13 protein-coding genes are annotated in these 17,445 nt (G+C 69.8%); 5 read left to right on the forward strand and 8 right to left on the reverse strand.

Annotated features, from left to right (window positions below; all coding sequences use genetic code 11):
• The first annotated feature begins 9 nt into the window (after window positions 1–9).
• Entirely contained in the window at window positions 10–1,236 is a 1,227-nt protein-coding gene (locus LQZ85_RS06340; protein ID WP_056277928.1) for an APC family permease, read from the forward strand.
• On the opposite strand, the gene LQZ85_RS06345 is transcribed toward LQZ85_RS06340, so the two are convergent.
• Entirely contained in the window at window positions 1,237–2,040 is an 804-nt protein-coding gene (locus tag LQZ85_RS06345; protein ID WP_056277925.1) for a helix-turn-helix domain-containing protein, read from the reverse strand.
• 154 nt (window positions 2,041–2,194) lie between these two features.
• On the opposite strand from LQZ85_RS06345, the gene LQZ85_RS06350 reads away from it, so the two are divergent.
• Window positions 2,195–2,719 (forward strand): VOC family protein, encoded by a 525-nt coding sequence (locus tag LQZ85_RS06350; protein ID WP_056279003.1) that lies wholly within the window; start codon window positions 2,195–2,197, stop codon window positions 2,717–2,719.
• Here LQZ85_RS06350 and LQZ85_RS06355 read toward each other — a convergent pair.
• The 4 genes from LQZ85_RS06355 to LQZ85_RS06370 form a co-directional block, all read right to left on the reverse strand.
• Window positions 2,688–3,500, reverse strand: a complete 813-nt coding sequence (locus LQZ85_RS06355) for an SGNH/GDSL hydrolase family protein (protein ID WP_230100676.1) — start codon at window positions 3,498–3,500, stop codon at window positions 2,688–2,690. The genes LQZ85_RS06350 and LQZ85_RS06355 overlap by 32 nt on opposite strands.
• Window positions 3,501–3,553: 53 nt before the next feature.
• Complete coding sequence (locus tag LQZ85_RS06360; protein ID WP_056277920.1) at window positions 3,554–4,804, reverse strand: ATP phosphoribosyltransferase regulatory subunit; 1,251 nt, start codon at window positions 4,802–4,804, stop codon at window positions 3,554–3,556.
• 65 nt (window positions 4,805–4,869) lie between these two features.
• Window positions 4,870–5,484: a MazG family protein gene (locus LQZ85_RS06365; RefSeq protein ID WP_053099038.1), complete on the reverse strand. Its 615-nt coding sequence runs from the start codon at window positions 5,482–5,484 to the stop codon at window positions 4,870–4,872.
• 85 nt (window positions 5,485–5,569) lie between these two features.
• Window positions 5,570–6,736, reverse strand: a complete 1,167-nt coding sequence (locus LQZ85_RS06370; RefSeq protein ID WP_056279001.1) for a Na+/H+ antiporter NhaA — start codon at window positions 6,734–6,736, stop codon at window positions 5,570–5,572.
• 86 nt (window positions 6,737–6,822) lie between these two features.
• Between LQZ85_RS06370 and LQZ85_RS06375 the strand changes: the two genes are divergently transcribed.
• Together LQZ85_RS06375 and gdhA are read left to right on the forward strand one after the other, a co-directional pair.
• Window positions 6,823–9,510 carry a phosphoenolpyruvate carboxylase gene (locus LQZ85_RS06375; protein ID WP_056277912.1) on the forward strand — a complete coding sequence of 896 codons (2,688 nt, stop codon included), beginning with the start codon at window positions 6,823–6,825 and terminating at the stop codon, window positions 9,508–9,510.
• Between the two features lie 151 nt (window positions 9,511–9,661).
• Window positions 9,662–11,032 carry an NADP-specific glutamate dehydrogenase gene (gdhA, locus tag LQZ85_RS06380; protein ID WP_056277909.1) on the forward strand — a complete coding sequence of 457 codons (1,371 nt, stop codon included), beginning with the start codon at window positions 9,662–9,664 and terminating at the stop codon, window positions 11,030–11,032.
• Window positions 11,033–11,116: 84 nt separating this feature from the next.
• On the opposite strand, the gene LQZ85_RS06385 is transcribed toward gdhA, so the two are convergent.
• The 3 genes from LQZ85_RS06385 to LQZ85_RS06395 all read right to left on the reverse strand — a co-directional run bounded on the left by LQZ85_RS06385 (window position 11,117) and on the right by LQZ85_RS06395 (window position 16,411).
• The gene (locus tag LQZ85_RS06385; protein WP_082297762.1) at window positions 11,117–12,550 is read right to left on the reverse strand and encodes an APC family permease; all 1,434 of its coding nucleotides are present in this window, start codon (window positions 12,548–12,550) and stop codon (window positions 11,117–11,119) included.
• A gap of 157 nt (window positions 12,551–12,707) precedes the next feature.
• Window positions 12,708–15,788, reverse strand: coding sequence for an aminotransferase (locus tag LQZ85_RS06390; protein WP_056277905.1), 3,081 nt, complete (start codon window positions 15,786–15,788; stop codon window positions 12,708–12,710).
• Complete coding sequence (locus LQZ85_RS06395) at window positions 15,785–16,411, reverse strand: gamma carbonic anhydrase family protein (protein ID WP_072590958.1); 627 nt, start codon at window positions 16,409–16,411, stop codon at window positions 15,785–15,787. Before LQZ85_RS06395 ends, LQZ85_RS06390 begins: the two co-directional genes overlap by 4 nt.
• Window positions 16,412–16,563: 152 nt before the next feature.
• Here LQZ85_RS06395 and LQZ85_RS06400 point away from each other — a divergent pair, with 152 nt between their 5' ends.
• Complete coding sequence (locus tag LQZ85_RS06400; RefSeq protein ID WP_053095491.1) at window positions 16,564–17,445, forward strand: SDR family oxidoreductase; 882 nt, start codon at window positions 16,564–16,566, stop codon at window positions 17,443–17,445.

The raw sequence follows: 17,445 nt of genomic DNA on the forward strand, positions 1-17,445 counted from the left end.
GATGACGGGATGCCCCTCGCCCGCCGCCTGACACTGGTCGACGCCGTCGCGATCGGTCTCGGTTCGATGATCGGCGCCGGCGTGTTCTCCGTGTGGGCACCGGCCATGGGAGTCGCCGGAAGCGGCATCCTGATCGCCCTGGCGATCGCCGCGATCGTCGCCTACTGCAACGCGACCGCCTCGGCGCAGCTCGCCGCCGCGCATCCCGTCGCCGGCGGCACCTACGCGTACGCCCGCGCCGAGATCGGCCCGTGGTGGGGATTCGTCGCCGGATGGAGCTTCGTGATCGGCAAGATCGCCAGCTGCGCGGCGATGGCCATGACCTTCGCCGCCTACGCCGCACCGGACGGCTGGCAGGTGCCGGTCGCCGTCGCTGCCGTCGTCGCTCTCGCGGCGGTCAACTGCTTCGGCGTGACGCGAACCGCCCTCGTCACGCGCATCCTCGTCGTGTGCTCGCTGCTCGGACTCGCTGTGGTGGTCGCGGTGGGCCTCGGCGGTTCCTCGTCTACCGCCCCGGCTCCCCTTCCGGATGCCTCCGCGTACGGGGTGCTGCAGGGCGCAGGCCTGCTCTTCTTCGCGTTCGCGGGATACGCGCGCATCGCGACGATGGGCGAAGAGGTCGTCGACCCCGCCCGGACGATCCCCCGGGCGATCGCCCTGGCCCTCGGCGGCACGGTCGTCGTCTACACGCTCGTCGCGATCACGGTCGTGATCGTGCTCGGCGGCGACGCGGTCACGAGCACCACCCCTCTCGCCGATGTCGTCACGGCCTCGGCGTGGACCGCTCTCGCTCCTGTCGTCCGCGTGGCCGCGGCCGCCGCCTCGCTCGGAGCTCTGCTCGCCCTCCTGACCGGCATCGGTCGCACCACACTGGCGATGGCCCGCGAAGAGGATCTGCCGCGCTTCCTCGCGAAGGTCGACGAGCGTTGGCACGTACCCCGTCGGGCCGAGATCACGATCGCGGTCATCATCGTGGTGATCGTGCTCGTCGCCGATCTGCGCGACGCGATCGGCTTCTCCTCGTTCGGTGTGCTGCTGTACTACCTCATCGCCAATGCGGCGGCCTTCCGCCAGCGCACTGCGGCTCGCCGCTATCCGCGGGTGCTGCAGGTCGTCGGTGCGCTCGGGTGCCTCGTGCTCGTGAACACGCTGCCGGTGGTGGCTCCGGTGGCGGGTACCGCGGTCGTGCTGGTCGGTGTGCTCTATCGGATGATCCGGCTGCGGCTCGCGCGCTGATCAGGGTGGCGCGGCAGCGCTCCGAACGTCCTGCGCGGAGGACGCCCGGTACGCGCGGGGCGCGATTCCGAGCACGTTCCGGAAGTCGCGGGTGAGATGGGCGTGATCCGCGTACCCCAGGTCGGCGGCGAGATCCGCCAGATCGACCGTTGGGTGCAGACGCAGGTGCTCCGCGGCCTCCTGCAGCCTGCGGCGCCGGATCATGGCGGCCGGCGACACTCCGACGTGACGATGGGCGAGGCGCTGCAGCGTGCGCAGCGAGACCGCGAGTCGGGTCGCGGCCTCCTCGACCGAGTCGGCCGCGCCCTCCTCCATGAGCACCTCGACCAGCGCGTTCGCATGCCTCGCACTGTCGTCGAGGGGTCCGACCCGACGAGCGAGCCACTCCGAGAACACCGCGACGGCGCGTTCGCGGTGCCCCTCCCCCGACGCCATCGCAGCACTGACCCCGTCCGCGAGCTCGGGAGCGACAACCGGCTGCTCGGAATCGACGAGTGCGGCAGGGTCGTCGATGAGGGCCGCGACAGCTGCGGGTCGCAGCAGGGCGCCCACTGCCCAGCCCGTGCCGGTCAGCTCGCGATGCGAAGCCCGTGTCGTCGCCCCGGACAGACTCACGTCACCGTTCTCGACGACGAGGTTCAGCGCCGGGTAGCCGACGATCTCCTGGCGAGACGATCGAGCGGGCTCGATGCTCCACTCGGGAATCCAGAACCACACCGCGAGGTCCCGCGCGGCGGTCGCAGGCGGCAGACGATGGAAGTCCGGCAGCCGGGCCGGATACAGCACACCGCGGGTCGCACGCATCGCTAGCCGCCCGCGAGGATCGTCACAGTGACCCGCATGGCGGACACGGTCGGTCCGAGGTCGTCGACGTCCATGCCTCGACCCTATGACCCGGCGCACGATCGTGTCGCGCAAGTTCAAGCGCGCGTCTGCGACTGCTCCCTACTGTGGCTGCATGAGCACCGAGAACAGGACCGGCGTGACCGGCGAGCACACCACGGACGGCCGACCGAACAGCGCGACCTCCCTCACTCCCTTCCTCGCGGTCCCCCGGGCACGGGAGGCGATCGAGTTCTACCGGGACGTCTTCGGCGCTCGCGTCATCGATGTCACGGAGTTCGGCGGTGTCGTCGCCCATGCGGACCTCGACTTCGGGTTCGGCCACCTGCAGCTGGGCGAGCCGAGCCCCGACTATCATCTGGTTTCTGCGCCGTCGGGAGACGACGACTGCTACTCGATGGGACTCTATGTCTCGGACGTCGACGCCGTCGTCGAGCGTGCCGTCGCCGCGGGCGCAACCGTGCGCGAGGCTCCGTCGGCGTTCGTGTCGGGAGACCGATTCGCCAGCATCCGGGATCCGTTCGGCGTGCGATGGTCGGTGATGACCCGGGTCGAAGACCTCTCGGACGAGGAGAGCGCACGGCGGGTCGCCGACTGGGCGGCGTCCTTCAGTGCTGCCCCGTCTGACGGCGCGAGCTGAGCGCGGTCTCGGCAGCCCGACACGCGGCCGGGAGCAGTGCCTCCGCCGTGCGCCGATAGCCGAGCGGACTCGGGTGGAAGCGATCGAGGCTGAACATCGCCTCCGGAACGTCGAAGAACATCGGGCCGACGGCGCGGCGGAGGTCGACGGGGTGCGCGCCCTCGGCACGAGCGGCCTCGGCCTGTACCCTGGCGAGTCGACGGGACATGCTCGACATCAGGCGCCGCAGAGGCTGCGGTACCGGGCGGAGGGCTCCGAGATCGGGACAGGTGCCGACCACGATCTCCGTACCCCGAGCACGCAGCCGTCGGACGGCCTCCCGCAGGTGCTGCGTCGAGACGGCGACGGGGATGCGGTGCGTCACGTCGTTGCCCCCGACCACGATCACGGCGACATGCGGGGCGTAGTCCTCGGGCAGCGCGTCGAGCTGGGCGGCGAGGTCGGGCGATTCGGACCCGACGACGGCGGCCGTGCGCAGATGGACCGGTCGTCGCATCCGTCGCGCCAGACCCTTGGCGAGTCGTCCGCCCAGTGTCTCCTTGCGCCGCTCGGCGCCGAGGCCCGCCGCCAGCGAGTCTCCGAGCACGAGCAGATCGATCGGCATGCCGTCGAGCGAACGACGCCAGACGCGGTCGGCGTCGATCGACTCCTCACCGAGCGGCTTGCCGATGCGTCGACGTGCGATCGCGGCCTGTCGGGTGAGGACGACCCGGATTCCGGCGGCGGCCACCGCGGTGGCGACACCCACCGCCGCGACGGCGACGAACGGCGGTCGGCTCATGTCCCGATTCGACCGGAACGGCGTGAACGCCGAGTGAACGGCATCCGCCGAACTCAGGAGAGGGGCTTGAGCTCCAGCTCCGAGGTGCCCGACGAGACGGTCGCGAACTCCGTGTATCCGTCGGCGGCCGAGCGCTCGAGCAGGGCTTTCACGTTCTTCGTGCGTCGTTCCAGCCGCACTCGCGCCCCGGAGCCCACGAGACCCGCCTTGTGCATGACGAGCTCGGCGACCGGCACGTCGGCGTCGTGGATGAGCACGACGGCGCGCTCGCCGGCATCCGCGCCCGCCGTCACGAGGTCGACGAGGCGCTCGAAGCCCAGCGAGAACCCGACGGCAGGGACCTGCTGGCCGAGGAAGCGGCCGATCATGCCGTCATAGCGACCGCCGCCGCCGAGCGAGTACGACACCGAAGGGTGGGCCAGCTCGAAGATCGTGCCCGTGTAGTAGCCCATGCCGCGCACGAGGAACGGGTCGAAGACCAGCGGGATGTCGGTCGCGCCTCGGCCGGCGGCGACGGCCTCGCCGATCGCGACGAGGTGTCCGACGATCTCGTCGGGGGCACCGTCGGGAAGCGCCTTGCGGATCTGACGTTCGCCGAAGGGGTTGTACTCCATGGTCTGCGGGCGCAGGAGGAAGGCTTCGAACGCGTCGACGGCCGATGGCGCCGAACCGCGCTCGCGCAGCTCGGCGGCGACGCCGTCGGGCCCGATCTTGTCGAGCTTGTCGATCGTGATGAGGACCCCGGGACGTTCGTCGCCCGTGAAGCCGAAGCTGTCGAGCATCCAGTCCAGCGCACGGCGGTCGTTGATGCGCACGGTGGCGCCCTCGAGACCCAGTGCGTCGACCGCATCGAGCGAGGCGACCATGAGCTCGGCCTCCGCGCGCGACGAGTCGTCGCCGATGATGTCGATGTCGCACTGCACGAACTGGCGGTAGCGCCCCTTCTGCGGTCGCTCAGCACGCCAGACCGGACCGATCTGGATCGCGCGGAACACACCGGGGAGCTGAGCGCGATTGCTCGCGTAGAAGCGCGCGAGCGGAACCGTGAGGTCGTATCGCAGACCGAGGTCGGCCAGGGCGCCCTGGTCGTCGGCGGCGTCGCGGATGGCATCCGCATCGAGGCCGCGGCGCAGCACGTTGTAGGCGAGCTTCTCGTTGTCGCCGCCGATGCCGGCGTGCAGTCGCGAGTACTCCTCGAGCGCCGGGGTCTCGATCTCGTCGAACCCGTGCGAGCGGTAACGATCACGGATCACGGAGAGGACGCGCTCGCGGCGAGCCTTGTCGGCGGGGAGGATGTCGCGCATTCCGCGCGGCGGGTTCACAGTAGCCACGCCTCCATCTTTCCAGGTCGGCGGGCCAGGCCGTGGACTCAGGCTTCGGATTCCGCCTCGCGGACCTCGGCCTCGACCGCTCGGAGCCGTTCGCGCAGCGCTCGTTCGGCATCCCAGCCCTCGGCGCGCGCGACCGCCACGAGGCGGAGAAGTGCGTCGCCGAGCTCTGCTTCCGAGGAGGGCGCCGGTCCAGCCCCGTCCGCGTCGGTCCGGGCGACGACGACGCCGGCCCCCTCGGCTCGACCGGCGACCTTCTGTGCCAGCGCGAGCGCCGGCATACCGCGCGGGATCCCGTCGAGGACGCTGCGTCTCGCGCGTTTCTCCGCCGCCTTCGCGGCGTTCCAGTGCACCAGGACCTCTTCAGGGGTCGTCGCGACCTCGTCCGCGAAGACGTGAGGATGCCGCCGCACCATCTTCTCGGTGAGCGTGGCCGCGACATCGTCGATGTCGAACGGGTCGTCGGGGTCCTGCGCAGCGATCGCGGCGTGGAACAGCACCTGCCAGAGCAGGTCGCCGAGCTCCTCACGCAGGTCGGCCCGTGAGCCGTCCTCGACGGCGTCGATCACCTCGTGCGACTCCTCGATGAGATACGGCACGAGATCACGATGGGTGATCTGCTGCGACCAGACGCAGCGATCCCGGACCTCGCGCATCGTCTCGGCTGCGGCGCGCAGCGGGTCTCGGGCGGGCTCTGCACTCACCGGTCCTCCTTCGAACGCCACTCGGGTCGCCTCGCGGTCACGAGGTCACGGCGCCGCGTCGTCGGTACGTACGGGCGCGGAGTGACACGATCACACCCGAGAGCACGAGAGCCACGAGCGAGCCGACGAGCACACCGAGGATGGCCTGATCGCGGGTGCCGGCGTCGGCCGCGAAGGCGAGGTTGGCGAGCAGAAGCGAGACGGTGAAGCCGATGCCGCCCAGCGCACCGGCGGCGAAGATGTCGGCGAACGGCAGGGCCGGCGCCGCGCCTCGGGGCCGGATCCGCATCGCGAGCCACCCGAACAGGGAGATGCCGATGATCTTTCCGACGGGCAGCGCCACGACGATCCCCCAGAAGGCGGGAGAGAGCTCCGACGGTGCGAGGGCGGGGATCACCACGAAGGCGGCGACGAACGCGAAGATCGGCAGGATCGCGCCGTTCACGGTCGGTTCGAGCACGTGCCTGGTGCGCGCGGCAGGAACGGGCGACATCACGAGCCCGAGCATCACGCCGGCGATGGTGGCGTGGATGCCCGACGAGGCCACCAGGCCCCAGGCGACGACGCCGACGATGATCATCGCGACGGCCACCGCCGGATGCCCCTTGGCGTGGAGCAGTCTGCTGAGCAGCCAGAACGCGACGACGGCGGCGACGACGAGCGCGAGGAACAGCCACTGCACGTCGTGCGCGAAGAGGACCGCGATGAAGATGATGCCGATGATGTCGTCGAGGATCGCGAGCGCGAGCAGGAAGACGCGGACGTTCGACGGAAGCCCCCGTCCGAACATCGCGAGCACGCCGAGCGCGAAGGCGATGTCGGTCGCCGTCGGGATGGGCCAGCCCGTGGCGGTCGCGGAGTCGCCCGCGATGAGCAGATAGACAGCGATCGGCACCAGCACACCGCCGGCGGCAGCGATGGCCGGCTGCACGGCCTTGCTGGGCGAATCGAGCTCGCCGTGGGTGAGCTCGTGCCGCAGCTCGATCGCCACCACGAGGAAGAACACGGCGAGAAGCCCGTCGGACACCCAGTGCTCGATCGAGAGGTCGAGCACTGTGCCGGGCACGGCGATGTGGAAGTCGAGCACCGCGGCGAGCGCATCATGCGAGGGAAGATTCGCCAGCAGGATGCCGAGCCCTGCCGCGACGAGGAGCAGGACAGCAGGGAACTGCTGGCCACGGAGAGGGTTCGCGGAGATGCGCATCGCCCCCATGGTAATTGCGAGCGCCCCGCACGTCTCACATCGTCATGCGTTCAGAGCACGACCCCGACCCGGGATACTCTCGAACGGTGACCCCCGAACACGCCTTCCCCGAGCCCACTGACACCTCGGCCATCCGCATCATCGGCCGTTTCGAAGCGGGCCGCGGCATTCCGGATGCCATGCGCACCGATGTCAGAATGCTCGGCGCCCTTCTCGGCCAGGTACTGCGCGAAGCAGGCGGTGACGACCTCTTCGAGGACGTCGAGCGGCTGCGGCTGGCGACGATCCAGGCCTATGACGAAGAGACCTCCGACGCCTTCGATCGGGCGGCCGCGATCGCCGAGTCGTTCAGCATCGCGCGCGCCGACGAGGTCGCCCGGGCGTTCACCTGCTACTTCCACCTCGTCAATCTCGCCGAGGAGCACCAGCGCGTGCGGGTGCTCCGTGAGCGCGCCGGCCAGCCGGGCCGCGAGGATGCGGCCGACACCGTCGCCACCGCCTATGCGCGTCTGAAGACGGAGGTCGGTGACGACGAGGCGCTCCGCCGTCTCGAGGGCCTGCGCTTCCACCCGGTGTTCACCGCCCACCCGACCGAGGCACGCCGTCGCGCGGTGTCGTCGAGCATCCGCCGCCTCTCCGAGCTGCTCACCCAGCACGACGCCGCGAGCGAGGGCGGGTCGGAGGAGCACCGCGCGCGCCGGAGGATGCTGGAGGAGATCGACACCCTCTGGCGCACCGCGCCGCTCCGCGCCGAGAAGCCCTCGCCGACCGACGAGGTGCGCACGGTAATGGGCGTGTTCGACGAGACGCTGTTCACCACCGTGCCGCACGTGTACCGGCGCATCGACGACGCACTCCGCGGCGACGACTCCGGCTCGAGCGCTCCGGTCGTGCCCGCGTTCGTGCGCATCGGGTCCTGGGTCGGCGGCGACCGCGACGGCAACCCGTTCGTGACCGCATCCGTCACCCGTGAGGCGTCGCAGATCGCGTCCGACCACGTGCTGCGCGGACTGGAGCGCGCACTCGAGCGCATCGGCCGCGCCCTCACGCTCGACGCCGAGGACACCCCTGCGAGCGCCGGAGTCACGGCGCTGTGGGAGGCCTTCGCCGCCGCTGAGCCGCGCGTCGCCGAGGAGCTGGGCGCCCGCTCCCCCGGTGAGCCGCACCGCCGCGTGCTGCTCGCCCTCGCCCACCGTGTCGCGGCCACCCGCCGCGGCGAGGAGCAGCGCTACTCGCGCCCCGAGGAGCTGCTCGACGACCTGCGCACGGTGCAGTCGTCGCTGGCGGATGCGGGCGCGAAGCGCCATGCGTTCGGCGGCGTGCAGCACCTCATCTGGCAGGTGGAGACCTACGGCTTCCATCTGACCGAGCTCGAGGTGCGTCAGCACTCGCAGGTGCATCGCAAGGCGCTCTCGGAGCTCTCCAGCGGCGACGCGATCAGCGCGCAGACCGAGGAGGTGCTCGAGGTCTTCCGCGTGATCGCCGAGATCCAGCGCGACCGCGGCCTGCGGGCTGCCGGCCGCTATGTCGTGTCGTTCACTCAGTCGGCGTCCGACCTCGCGAACGTGTATGCGCTCGCGAGGCACGCGCTGGGCGACGACGCGCCCGTGCTCGACGTCGTTCCCCTGTTCGAGACCTTCGCCGACCTGCAGGCCGCGCCCGCCATCCTCGCGGAGGCCGTGACGTTCCCGGAGTTCCAGGAACGCCTCGCCACGACGGGCAACCGGCTCGAGGTCATGCTCGGCTACTCCGACTCGTCGAAGGACGTCGGCCCGGTCGCCGCGAACCTCGCCCTGTACGAGGCGCAGGAGAAGATCGCGCAGTGGGCCAAGGACTCCGACATCGAACTGACCCTGTTCCATGGTCGCGGCGGTGCTCTGGGCCGAGGCGGCGGACCCGCCAACTCGGCCATCCTCGCTCAGCCGCCGCACTCGGTCGACGGTCGCTTCAAGCTCACCGAGCAGGGCGAGGTCATCTTCGCGCGCTACGGCGAGCCGGCCATCGCGATGCGCCACATCGATCAGGTCGCCGCGGCGACGCTGCTCGCCTCGTCTCCGTCCGTCGAGAAGCACGCGAGCGACGCCGCCGCACGCTTCGCCGACATCGCCGCCGTCATGGACACCTCGTCGCGCGAGCGCTTCTTCTCGCTCGTCAAGGCGGAGGGCTTCGCCCCCTGGTTCGCCACGGTCACCCCTCTCGAGGAGATCGGCCTGCTCGCCCTGGGCTCCCGCCCGGCTCGACGCGGGCTGTCGGTCGAGTCGCTGGAAGACCTGCGCGCGATCCCGTGGGTCTTCGCCTGGACCCAGGCCCGCATCAACCTCGCCGGCTGGTTCGGACTCGGAACCGCTCTCGCCGCCGTCGGCGACGAGGCCCGTCTCGCCGAGGCCTATCGCGACTGGCCGCTGCTGCGCACCATGATCGACAACGTCGCCATGAGCCTCGCGAAGACCGATGAGCGCATCGCCCGCCAGTACCTCGCCCTCGGCGATCGGGACGATCTCGCGCAGCTCGTGCTCGACGAGCTGTCGCTGACGCGCGAGTGGGTCATCCGTCTCACCGGCGGCGTGGGCCTGCTCGAGAACAAGCCGATCCTGCAGCGCGCCGTGCAGCTGCGCACTCCGTACGTCGACGCCCTGTCGCTGCTGCAGCTGCGCGCCCTCCGCGCACTGCGCGACCCGGCCGAGGCGACCGGCTCGGGTGCCGACGACGAGCAGCGGCGACTGCTGCTGCTCTCGGTGAGCGGCGTCGCGGCGGGCCTCCAGAACACCGGGTGACCCCCGCGTCGTCGTCCCCGAACAAGCGCATGCCGGTGTGAAGGTGCTCACCTCGGCGTGCCCGCTAGAGTGAAAACTTCGCCGTATCCGGCGCACCCTCACGCGACACGATCGCACGCAGCACCATCCCCCGATCAGAAAGCTCTTTCGCGTGACCTCTCCGTCTTCCGTCGACTTCCATCCGCTCGCCGACGACGTGCAGCCCGTGTTCGACACGGTGCTCGCCCGCAGCCCGCACGAGCCCGAGTTCCAGCAGGCCGTGCACGAGGTGCTGAACTCGATCGCACCGGTGCTCGCGCGCAACCCGCAGTACGTCGACGGCGGCATCCTCGAGCGTCTGGTGGAGCCGGAGCGGCAGATCCTGTTCCGCGTGCCGTGGGTCGACGATGCCGGGCGTCTGCAGGTCAACCGCGGCTACCGGATCCAGTTCTCCTCGGTGCTCGGACCGTACAAGGGCGGCCTGCGCTTCCACCCGTCGGTCAACCTGTCGATCATCAAGTTCCTCGGGTTCGAGCAGATCTTCAAGAACGCACTGACCGGCCAGGGCATCGGCGGCGGCAAGGGCGGATCCGACTTCGACCCGCACGGCAGGTCGGATGCCGAGATCATGCGCTTCTGCCAGTCGTTCATGAACGAGCTCTACCGTCACCTCGGCGAGCACACCGACGTCCCCGCCGGCGACATCGGCGTCGGCGGTCGCGAGATCGGCTACCTGTTCGGCCAGTACCGCAAGATCACCAACCGCCACGAGTCCGGCATGTTCACCGGCAAGGGCACCGGCTGGGGTGGCGCAGAGGTGCGCACCGAGGCGACCGGCTACGGCGCGGTGTTCTTCGCACAGGAGATGCTCGGCGTGCACAGCGACTCGCTCGACGGCAAGCGCGTCGGCGTCTCGGGCTCGGGCAACGTCGCGATCTACGCGATCCAGAAGGCATCCCAGCTCGGCGCGACCGCCGTCACGGCATCCGACTCGTCGGGGTACGTCGTCGACGACGCCGGCATCGACGTCGACCTGCTGCGCCAGATCAAGGAGGTCGAGCGCGCGCGCATCGTCGAGTACGCCCACCGTCGCCCCGGCGCCCGATTCATCGAAGGCGGCAGCGTCTGGGAGGTCCCGGTCGACATCGCCGTGCCGTCGGCGACCCAGAACGAACTCGACCTCCACGCCGCCGAGACCCTGATCGCCAACGGCGTGCGAGCGGTCTCGGAAGGCGCGAACATGCCCTGCGTCCCCGCTGCCGTCGATGCGTTCCAGAGCGCCGGAGTCCTCTTCGCGCCGGGCAAGGCCGCGAACGCGGGAGGCGTCGCCACCTCCGCTCTCGAGATGAGCCAGAACGCGTCTCGCCAGCGGTGGAGCTTCGACGCGAGCGAGAACAAGCTGCGCGAGATCATGGCGGACATCCACCGCGCCGCGTTCGACGCCGCGGAGCGCTACGACGTGGCCGGCGACTATGTCGCCGGGGCGAACATCGCGGGCTTCGAGCGCGTCGCGGGCGCGATGCTCGCCCAGGGCGTGATCTGACCGGAGTCGCACCCACTGCGCACGACACAAGAGCCGCCTCCCTCCCGGGCAGGCGGCTCTTGCGCGTCTCTACGCCTGAGGTGCTCAGTTCTCGTCGACCGGCACCTTCACGACCTTGTTGAACCCGGTCACCGCCTGGTTCTCATCGAACGCGACCACCTTCTTGCGGAACCCCTTCGTGATCACGGCGAGGTAGATCAGGCCGAGAGCGGTCCAGATGAGTCCCCCTGTCAGGGCGTCGGAGTGCAGGTTCACCCACAGCAGACCCGTGAGGAGCATGCCGATGCCCGGCATCACGATGTACGAGAAGATGTCGCGCGGTGTGTGGCGCCGCCCCTTGCGCACGGCGAACCAGGCGATCACCGAGATGTTGACGAAGGTGAACGCGATCAGGGCGCCGTAGTTGATCCACGCCGCGATCAGCTCGAGGGTGAACGGGATCGCGAGCAGCGAGATCGCGCCGACCAGCACGATGTTGAAGGTGGGCGTGTGGGTGCGCGGGTTGATGTAGCCGAAGGCCTTCTGCGGAAGGACGTTGTTGCGACCCATCACGAGCAGCATCCGCGAGACGGATGCGTGCGAGGCGAGACCCGAGGCGAGCGTGGCGCAGAAGCCGGCGGCGGTCAGCACGGCCATGAGCACGTTGCCCCCGACGAGGTTTCCGATGATCGGCAGCGTCGAATCCTCGACATACTGCATGTCGCCACCGGGTGCGAACTCGTTCCAGTCGGGGAAGCGCAGCTGCGTGACGTACGCGGCGACGAGGAAGATCGCGCCGCCGAGCAGCACGGTCAGCAGGATCGCCTTGGGCATCGTCTTCGGATCCTTCGCCTCCTCGGCGTACATCGTCACGGCGTCGAACCCGATGAACGAGAAGCAGACGATCGTCGCGCCCATGAGCACCGCGCCGATCGTCGCACCGTCGTGGATGAAGGGCGCGGCCGATGCGATCGTGCCCGCTCCTTCGCCGCGCATCAGCTGCGCGACGACCATGACGACGAACACGACCATCACGACGATCGAGAACACGAGCAGGATCATGTTCATGTTCGAGGTGCCGCGCATCGTCATGTAGATGATGCTCGTGACGAGGATGCAGTACAGCACGACCCAGATCCAGCCGGGGATGTCGGGGAAGAGCGCTTCGAGGTAGCTGCGGATGATGAGGCAGTTGACCATCGGGAGCAGCACATAGTCGATGAGCGAGGTCCAGCCGACCATGAACCCGAGGTTCGGGTGGATCGACTCGCGGACGTACGTGTACGCAGACCCGGCGCTCGGGATGGCGCGGGAGATCTTGCCGTAGCTGATGGCGGTGAACACCATCACGACGAGGGCGACGAGGTAGGCCGCGGGGACGACGTTGTCGGTGTCGCGAGCCACCATGCCGAACGTGTCGAAGACGACGGTCGGTGTCATGTAGCCGAGTCCGAGACCGACGATCGCCCAGAGGCCGAGATTGCGGCGGAGGGTTCCTCCGCCCTGCGCGAGCGGCTTCGTCTTGATGGGCGTGACCATGAGTACTCCTTCGGGAACAGCGCATGGGCCGGACTTCGGGCGGTCCGACACTGACGCTCAGTATGTACCCCGGAGATTCGTCAGCGGAAGAGCGGATCTGATTCGAAATACGCATTTAACATGCCGAGAACCGACTCGATTCGAAGACCCCGCTCGATCACCAGCCCTCGGTGAGCACGCGGTCGAGCATCGCGACGACATGGTCGGCGCTCTCGACCGACAGACAGAGCGGGGGTTTGATCTTCAGCACGTTCGAGCGCTCCGAGGTGGTGAGCACGATCACGCCGAGCTCGCGAAGCCTCTCGCAGATCGCGGCCGCCTCGGCCGCCGCCGGGTGCAGGGTCTCGGGGTCGCGCACGAGCTCGACCCCGAGATACAGCCCCTGCCCGTGCACGGGCCCGACGATCGGATGCCGTTGCGCGAGTGCACGGAGCGACTCCGCCAGATGCCGACCGACGTCGAGCGCGTTGCGTTGCAGGTCGTCCTCGACCATGGCATCGAGGACTGCGAGGCCGACGCTGCTGCTGAGCGTGCTGCCACCGCCCGAGGAGAAGAACTGGCCCTGCTCGCTCAGCGCGTCGGCGATCCTCTTCGAAGTGATCACGCCGCCGATCGGGAAGCCGTTGCCCATCGGCTTCGCGATCGTGACGATGTCGGGGATCACTCCGGACTGCTCGAATCCCCAGAACGTGGATCCCATGCGCCCGAAGCCCACCTGCACCTCGTCGGCGATGCACAGGCCACCGTGTGAACGCACGAGGTCGTACGCTCCGGTCAGATATCCGTCGGGGAGGACCACCCCGCCCGCGTTGCCGAGCACGGACTCGCACACGAACCCGGCCGGATCCCGGCCCTCGACGCTGAGCCGGTCGAGGTCGGCGGCGAGGTCGGCGAGGTACCTGTCCGCCGAGTCCTGGCCGCGGTGCGTGCCGCGGAACGAGTTGGGCACATCGGCGACGTGCACCCAGTCGGGACGCGTCGCGAGCGCATCAGGATTGTCATAGGCGCTGGTGGTGACCGCATCGCTCGCCATCGTCCACCCGTGATAGGCCTCTCGCAGCGCGACGACGGTTCGTCGGCCGGTGGCCGCCTGCGCGAGACGGATGCCGAGGTCCACCGCCTCCGATCCGCTGTTCACGAGCAGTACGGTGTCGAGGCCGCTCCCCTCGGGCATCAGCGCGATGAGTCGCTCGCTGTACTCGGCGAGGCCGCGGAACAGGAACCTGGAGTTCGTGGCGAGAGTCTTCAGCTGGCGGTTCGCCGCCGCCGCGACTCGCGGGTGCCCGTGGCCGAGCCCGGCGACGTTGTTCACCATGTCGATGTAGCTGCGACCGGTCGTGTCGACGAGGTGGTGCCGCCAGCCTCGCTCGATCTGCGGCGGGTGCTCGTAATAGCGCTCCTGTGCGGCCGCGAAGATGCGCTCGCGGCGCTCGAGCTCCTGACCGGCCTCGTCGCGCTGCGCGGCGGACCGGAGGCCCAGCAGCGGAGCGGGGTCCGCGGTGAAGCGACGCCAGGCCGCGACGCGTTCCGGGGTGACGAGCCGCGCGGCGATCGGCGGATTCGGCAGCGGGGAGCGGAGCGGCGGAGCATCCCCTCGCGTCAGCCCGATGACCATCGTGCGGTTCTCGAAGGATGCGGCGAGCCTGCCGATGCTCTCGCCCCTCTCGACTCTCCCGCTGCGATTCGGCTCGATGTCGGTGCCACGGAGCGCGAGCCTCCACCCGCCGTCGAGCTCGATGCGCACCCCGTCGTCGGTGATCTTCAGCTCCCCCGCGGTCGGTGCGACCAGTCGCGACGACGGACCGGGGGCGACATGCACCTCCGTCTCCACCGGCCAGGTGGCGGCTGCGCTCACGGCGTCGACGGTCGTCCGGGTGAGCCGGAAGACGCCGTAGGGAACCACGGCAGCGCGAGCACCCGCCGCGTGGGCCTCGGCCACGAGAATCGCCTCGGCATCCGGATGCGACCAGCGCCCTGCATCGAGCCCCTCGGCTTCGATGCCCGGATCGACCAGGAGGACTCGGCCGTCGAGATCGGGAAGCAGCATCGACAGTTCCCGGCGGGAAGCGTCGGGTACGTCGGGAGCGTCAGGCACGTCGGGAGCGTCCCCCGGAATCTCGGCATCCGGAATCTCAGCATCCGGAGCCCCCGCATCCGGAGTCCCCGCATCAGGAGTCTCATCCGAAGTCCCAGCATCCGACATCTCGAACTCCGGAGACGCGAACCCGAGCCGCGCGAGCACGTGCTCGGACATCTCGGCGAGCGGAACGGCGGTCGCCGCGTCGAAGATGGCCTGCTCCCCCTCGATCCTCTCGCGGGCGTAGTCGTTGTCCCCGTCGATCGCGAGCTGACGCCAGCCGCTCGCGACGAGCAGCGCTGCTCTCAGCACGACGAGGGGCCACACCGCGACCGCCTCGTCGCGAGTGAGCGGGGCATCGGCGTGGAACGCCGCGACGGTGTCGAGTGCGCGAAGCGGGCGCTCCGGCTCATGGTGCAGCATCGACGAGACGCAGACAGTCAGTTCCGCGACGCGCCAACCGAGACCCAGGTCTCCCAGATCGAGCACCGTGTGCGGGTGCAGCCGCGAGTCGGCACCGCGCATTCCGGTGACGTTGTCGTCGGTCAGGTCGCCGTGGATCGGCTGCACAGGCAGGCCGGCAGCGACGGTCGAGACAGCGGCGTGAGCCTCATCGGCTGCCGTGCGCACGCGCACGCGCAGTTCGGCCTCGGTCACTGCCGGGGCCAGCGCGATGATCTGCTCGTACGCGACGCGCATGTCCCACATCTGCTCACGGTCGAGCCCCGGATGCACGAGACCTGCGAGCGCGTTCACGGATGCCGCAGCCAGCGTGCCGAACTCCCTCAGCACGACGGGAGCGAGATAGCCCGCGTCGACCATCGGCTCGCCCTCGGCGAACTCGCTGCGCCGCACCGCAAATCCTCGCCAGCGCTGGGTGAGCTCACCGTCGAGCCCGGGGAGCACGGTGGGAACACGAACGCCGGCTGCGCGGTAGGCGTCGAGCGCCGCATGCTGCGCGGCTCTCGCGTCGTCGCCGAACACCGGGTTGTCGACGCGCAGCACGCTGCGTGATCCGTCCGGCTCGATCAGGACGAAGTTCCGGTCCTGGTTGCTACCGAGCTCGCTCGCCTGGGCGTCGACCCCGTAGCAGTCGCGAGCGATCAGCGCGGCGTCCTCCGCGCTGATGTCCGGTCGGACGAGCCCTGCCCCGTCACTCACCCTCGGCCCGCCGCGTGGCCGTCGGCATCGAGACGCACGTCGTCGGCATGCCGGGCCAGGGAACTGCCGTACCGCTCGGTCAGCTGAACCATCAGGTCGGGGGTGTCGCGGTCCACGCCGAAGACGTGCCCCGGGAAGTCGAGCTCGGGCTGGGCCGCGGAGATCTCCTCCTCGCGGTCGGGAGAGAGGAGCTGGACGGGATCCCCGACCGCGACCCAGCCGATCGGCACGACGGTGCCGGACGGCAGCACCGCCCGCCGGTGCACGATGGCGTTCACGCGCACCTCGCACCGGTCCCCGACCAGCGCGCCGTTGAAGATCCGGGCGCCCGACGCGAGGAAGACCTCTTCGCCGACGGTCGCACCCGCGATGCTCGCGAGGGTTCCGACGAGCGTGTGCGAGCCGATGTGCACGGCGTTCGCGGCCGTCGCCCTGATGAGCGCGTTCTCCATCACGATCACGTGCTCGCCGAGCGTGATGGGCCCGCCCTCGGCGGTGATCACGGCGCCGTGCAGCACTTGGCAGTCCGGTCCGATCGTCACGTCTCCGGAGATCACGGCGGTGGGAGCGACGACGGCGGTGTCATGGATCCGGGGCCGAGCCCCGAGGTGCTCGTACAACATGACGCCAGCGTAGTGGTGCAGCGCACGGGACGAGAAGGCCGACGGCGGCGTCCTGCTACGCTGACGCCCATGCAATGCAGGTGACTCGATCTCTCCCCCGCCTCCGGCCGCCCCTCGGCATGCCGCGGCATCCTCGATCGAAAGGCATCCTCATGCACTCCGCCGACCTTCCCCTGCTCGGACGCACCGCGCTCGTGACCGGCGTCTCGCGCAGGCGCGGCATCGGATTCGCGACCGCCACGACGCTCGCCTCCCTCGGCGCGAACGTGTTCGTCCACCACTTCCGCCCGCATGATCTCGACCACCCCTGGGGCGGCGACGATCTCGACGCCGTCCGCACCGGCATCCGGGACTCGCTCGCATCCGGAGCGGTGATGGGCGACGCCGAGGCGGATCTCCGTGACCCCGACAGCATCGAACCGCTGCTCGATGCGGCGTCCTCGCTGTCAGGACGGCTCGACATCGTCGTCTGCAATCAGGCGATGAGCGGAGGCGACGGGACGATCTTCGACATGACCGCCGACCGGCTGGACGCGCACTGGCAGGCGAACGCGCGCGCATCGCTGCTGCTCACCGCGGGCCTGGCGCGTCGAGTCCGGGTCGAGCTCGGCGGCGCGGACACCCCCGTCGCCCGCCCGGGCGACAGCATCCCCTCACTCGGCCCGTTCGAGAAGCCGACGGCGCACGTCATCTGGATGACCTCCGGTCAGGGCCACGGAGCGATGCGCGGAGAGATCTCCTATGCGACGAGCAAGGCCGCGCTCGCGGGCATCACGCGGTCGACGGCGGCGGAGCTGCTCGACGTCGGGATCGTGCTGAACACCGTCAACCCGGGCCCCGTGAACACGGGCTACCTCGATGCGGACACCACGGATCGCGATCTCTCCGGCGTCGACGAATGGATCGCCGGCACGCCGTTCGGCCGAGTCGGTCGACCGGACGACCCGGCGCGGCTGATCGGCTGGCTGTGCACCGACGCCGGCTCCTGGGTGGTGGGTCAGGTGCTGACCACGGACGGCGGGTTCTCGCTGTGA

The sequence above is a fragment of the Microbacterium sp. Bi98 genome (genome assembly GCF_918698045.1).
Lineage (GTDB): Bacteria > Actinomycetota > Actinomycetes > Actinomycetales > Microbacteriaceae > Microbacterium.

Coding starts and splice junctions, on each gene's coding strand:
- LQZ85_RS06340 (WP_056277928.1), top strand. CDS start 10: ATGCCCCTCGCCCGCCGCCTGACACTGGTCGACGCCGTCGCGATCGGT.
- LQZ85_RS06345 (WP_056277925.1), bottom strand. CDS start 2,040: ATGCGTGCGACCCGCGGTGTGCTGTATCCGGCCCGGCTGCCGGACTTC.
- LQZ85_RS06350 (WP_056279003.1), top strand. CDS start 2,195: ATGAGCACCGAGAACAGGACCGGCGTGACCGGCGAGCACACCACGGAC.
- LQZ85_RS06355 (WP_230100676.1), bottom strand. CDS start 3,500: ATGAGCCGACCGCCGTTCGTCGCCGTCGCGGCGGTGGGTGTCGCCACC.
- LQZ85_RS06360 (WP_056277920.1), bottom strand. CDS start 4,804: ATGCGCGACATCCTCCCCGCCGACAAGGCTCGCCGCGAGCGCGTCCTC.
- LQZ85_RS06365 (WP_053099038.1), bottom strand. CDS start 5,484: ATGCGCGAGGTCCGGGATCGCTGCGTCTGGTCGCAGCAGATCACCCAT.
- LQZ85_RS06370 (WP_056279001.1), bottom strand. CDS start 6,736: ATGCGCATCTCCGCGAACCCTCTCCGTGGCCAGCAGTTCCCTGCTGTC.
- LQZ85_RS06385 (WP_082297762.1), bottom strand. CDS start 12,550: ATGGTCACGCCCATCAAGACGAAGCCGCTCGCGCAGGGCGGAGGAACC.
- LQZ85_RS06395 (WP_072590958.1), bottom strand. CDS start 16,411: ATGTTGTACGAGCACCTCGGGGCTCGGCCCCGGATCCATGACACCGCC.
- LQZ85_RS06400 (WP_053095491.1), top strand. CDS start 16,564: ATGCACTCCGCCGACCTTCCCCTGCTCGGACGCACCGCGCTCGTGACC.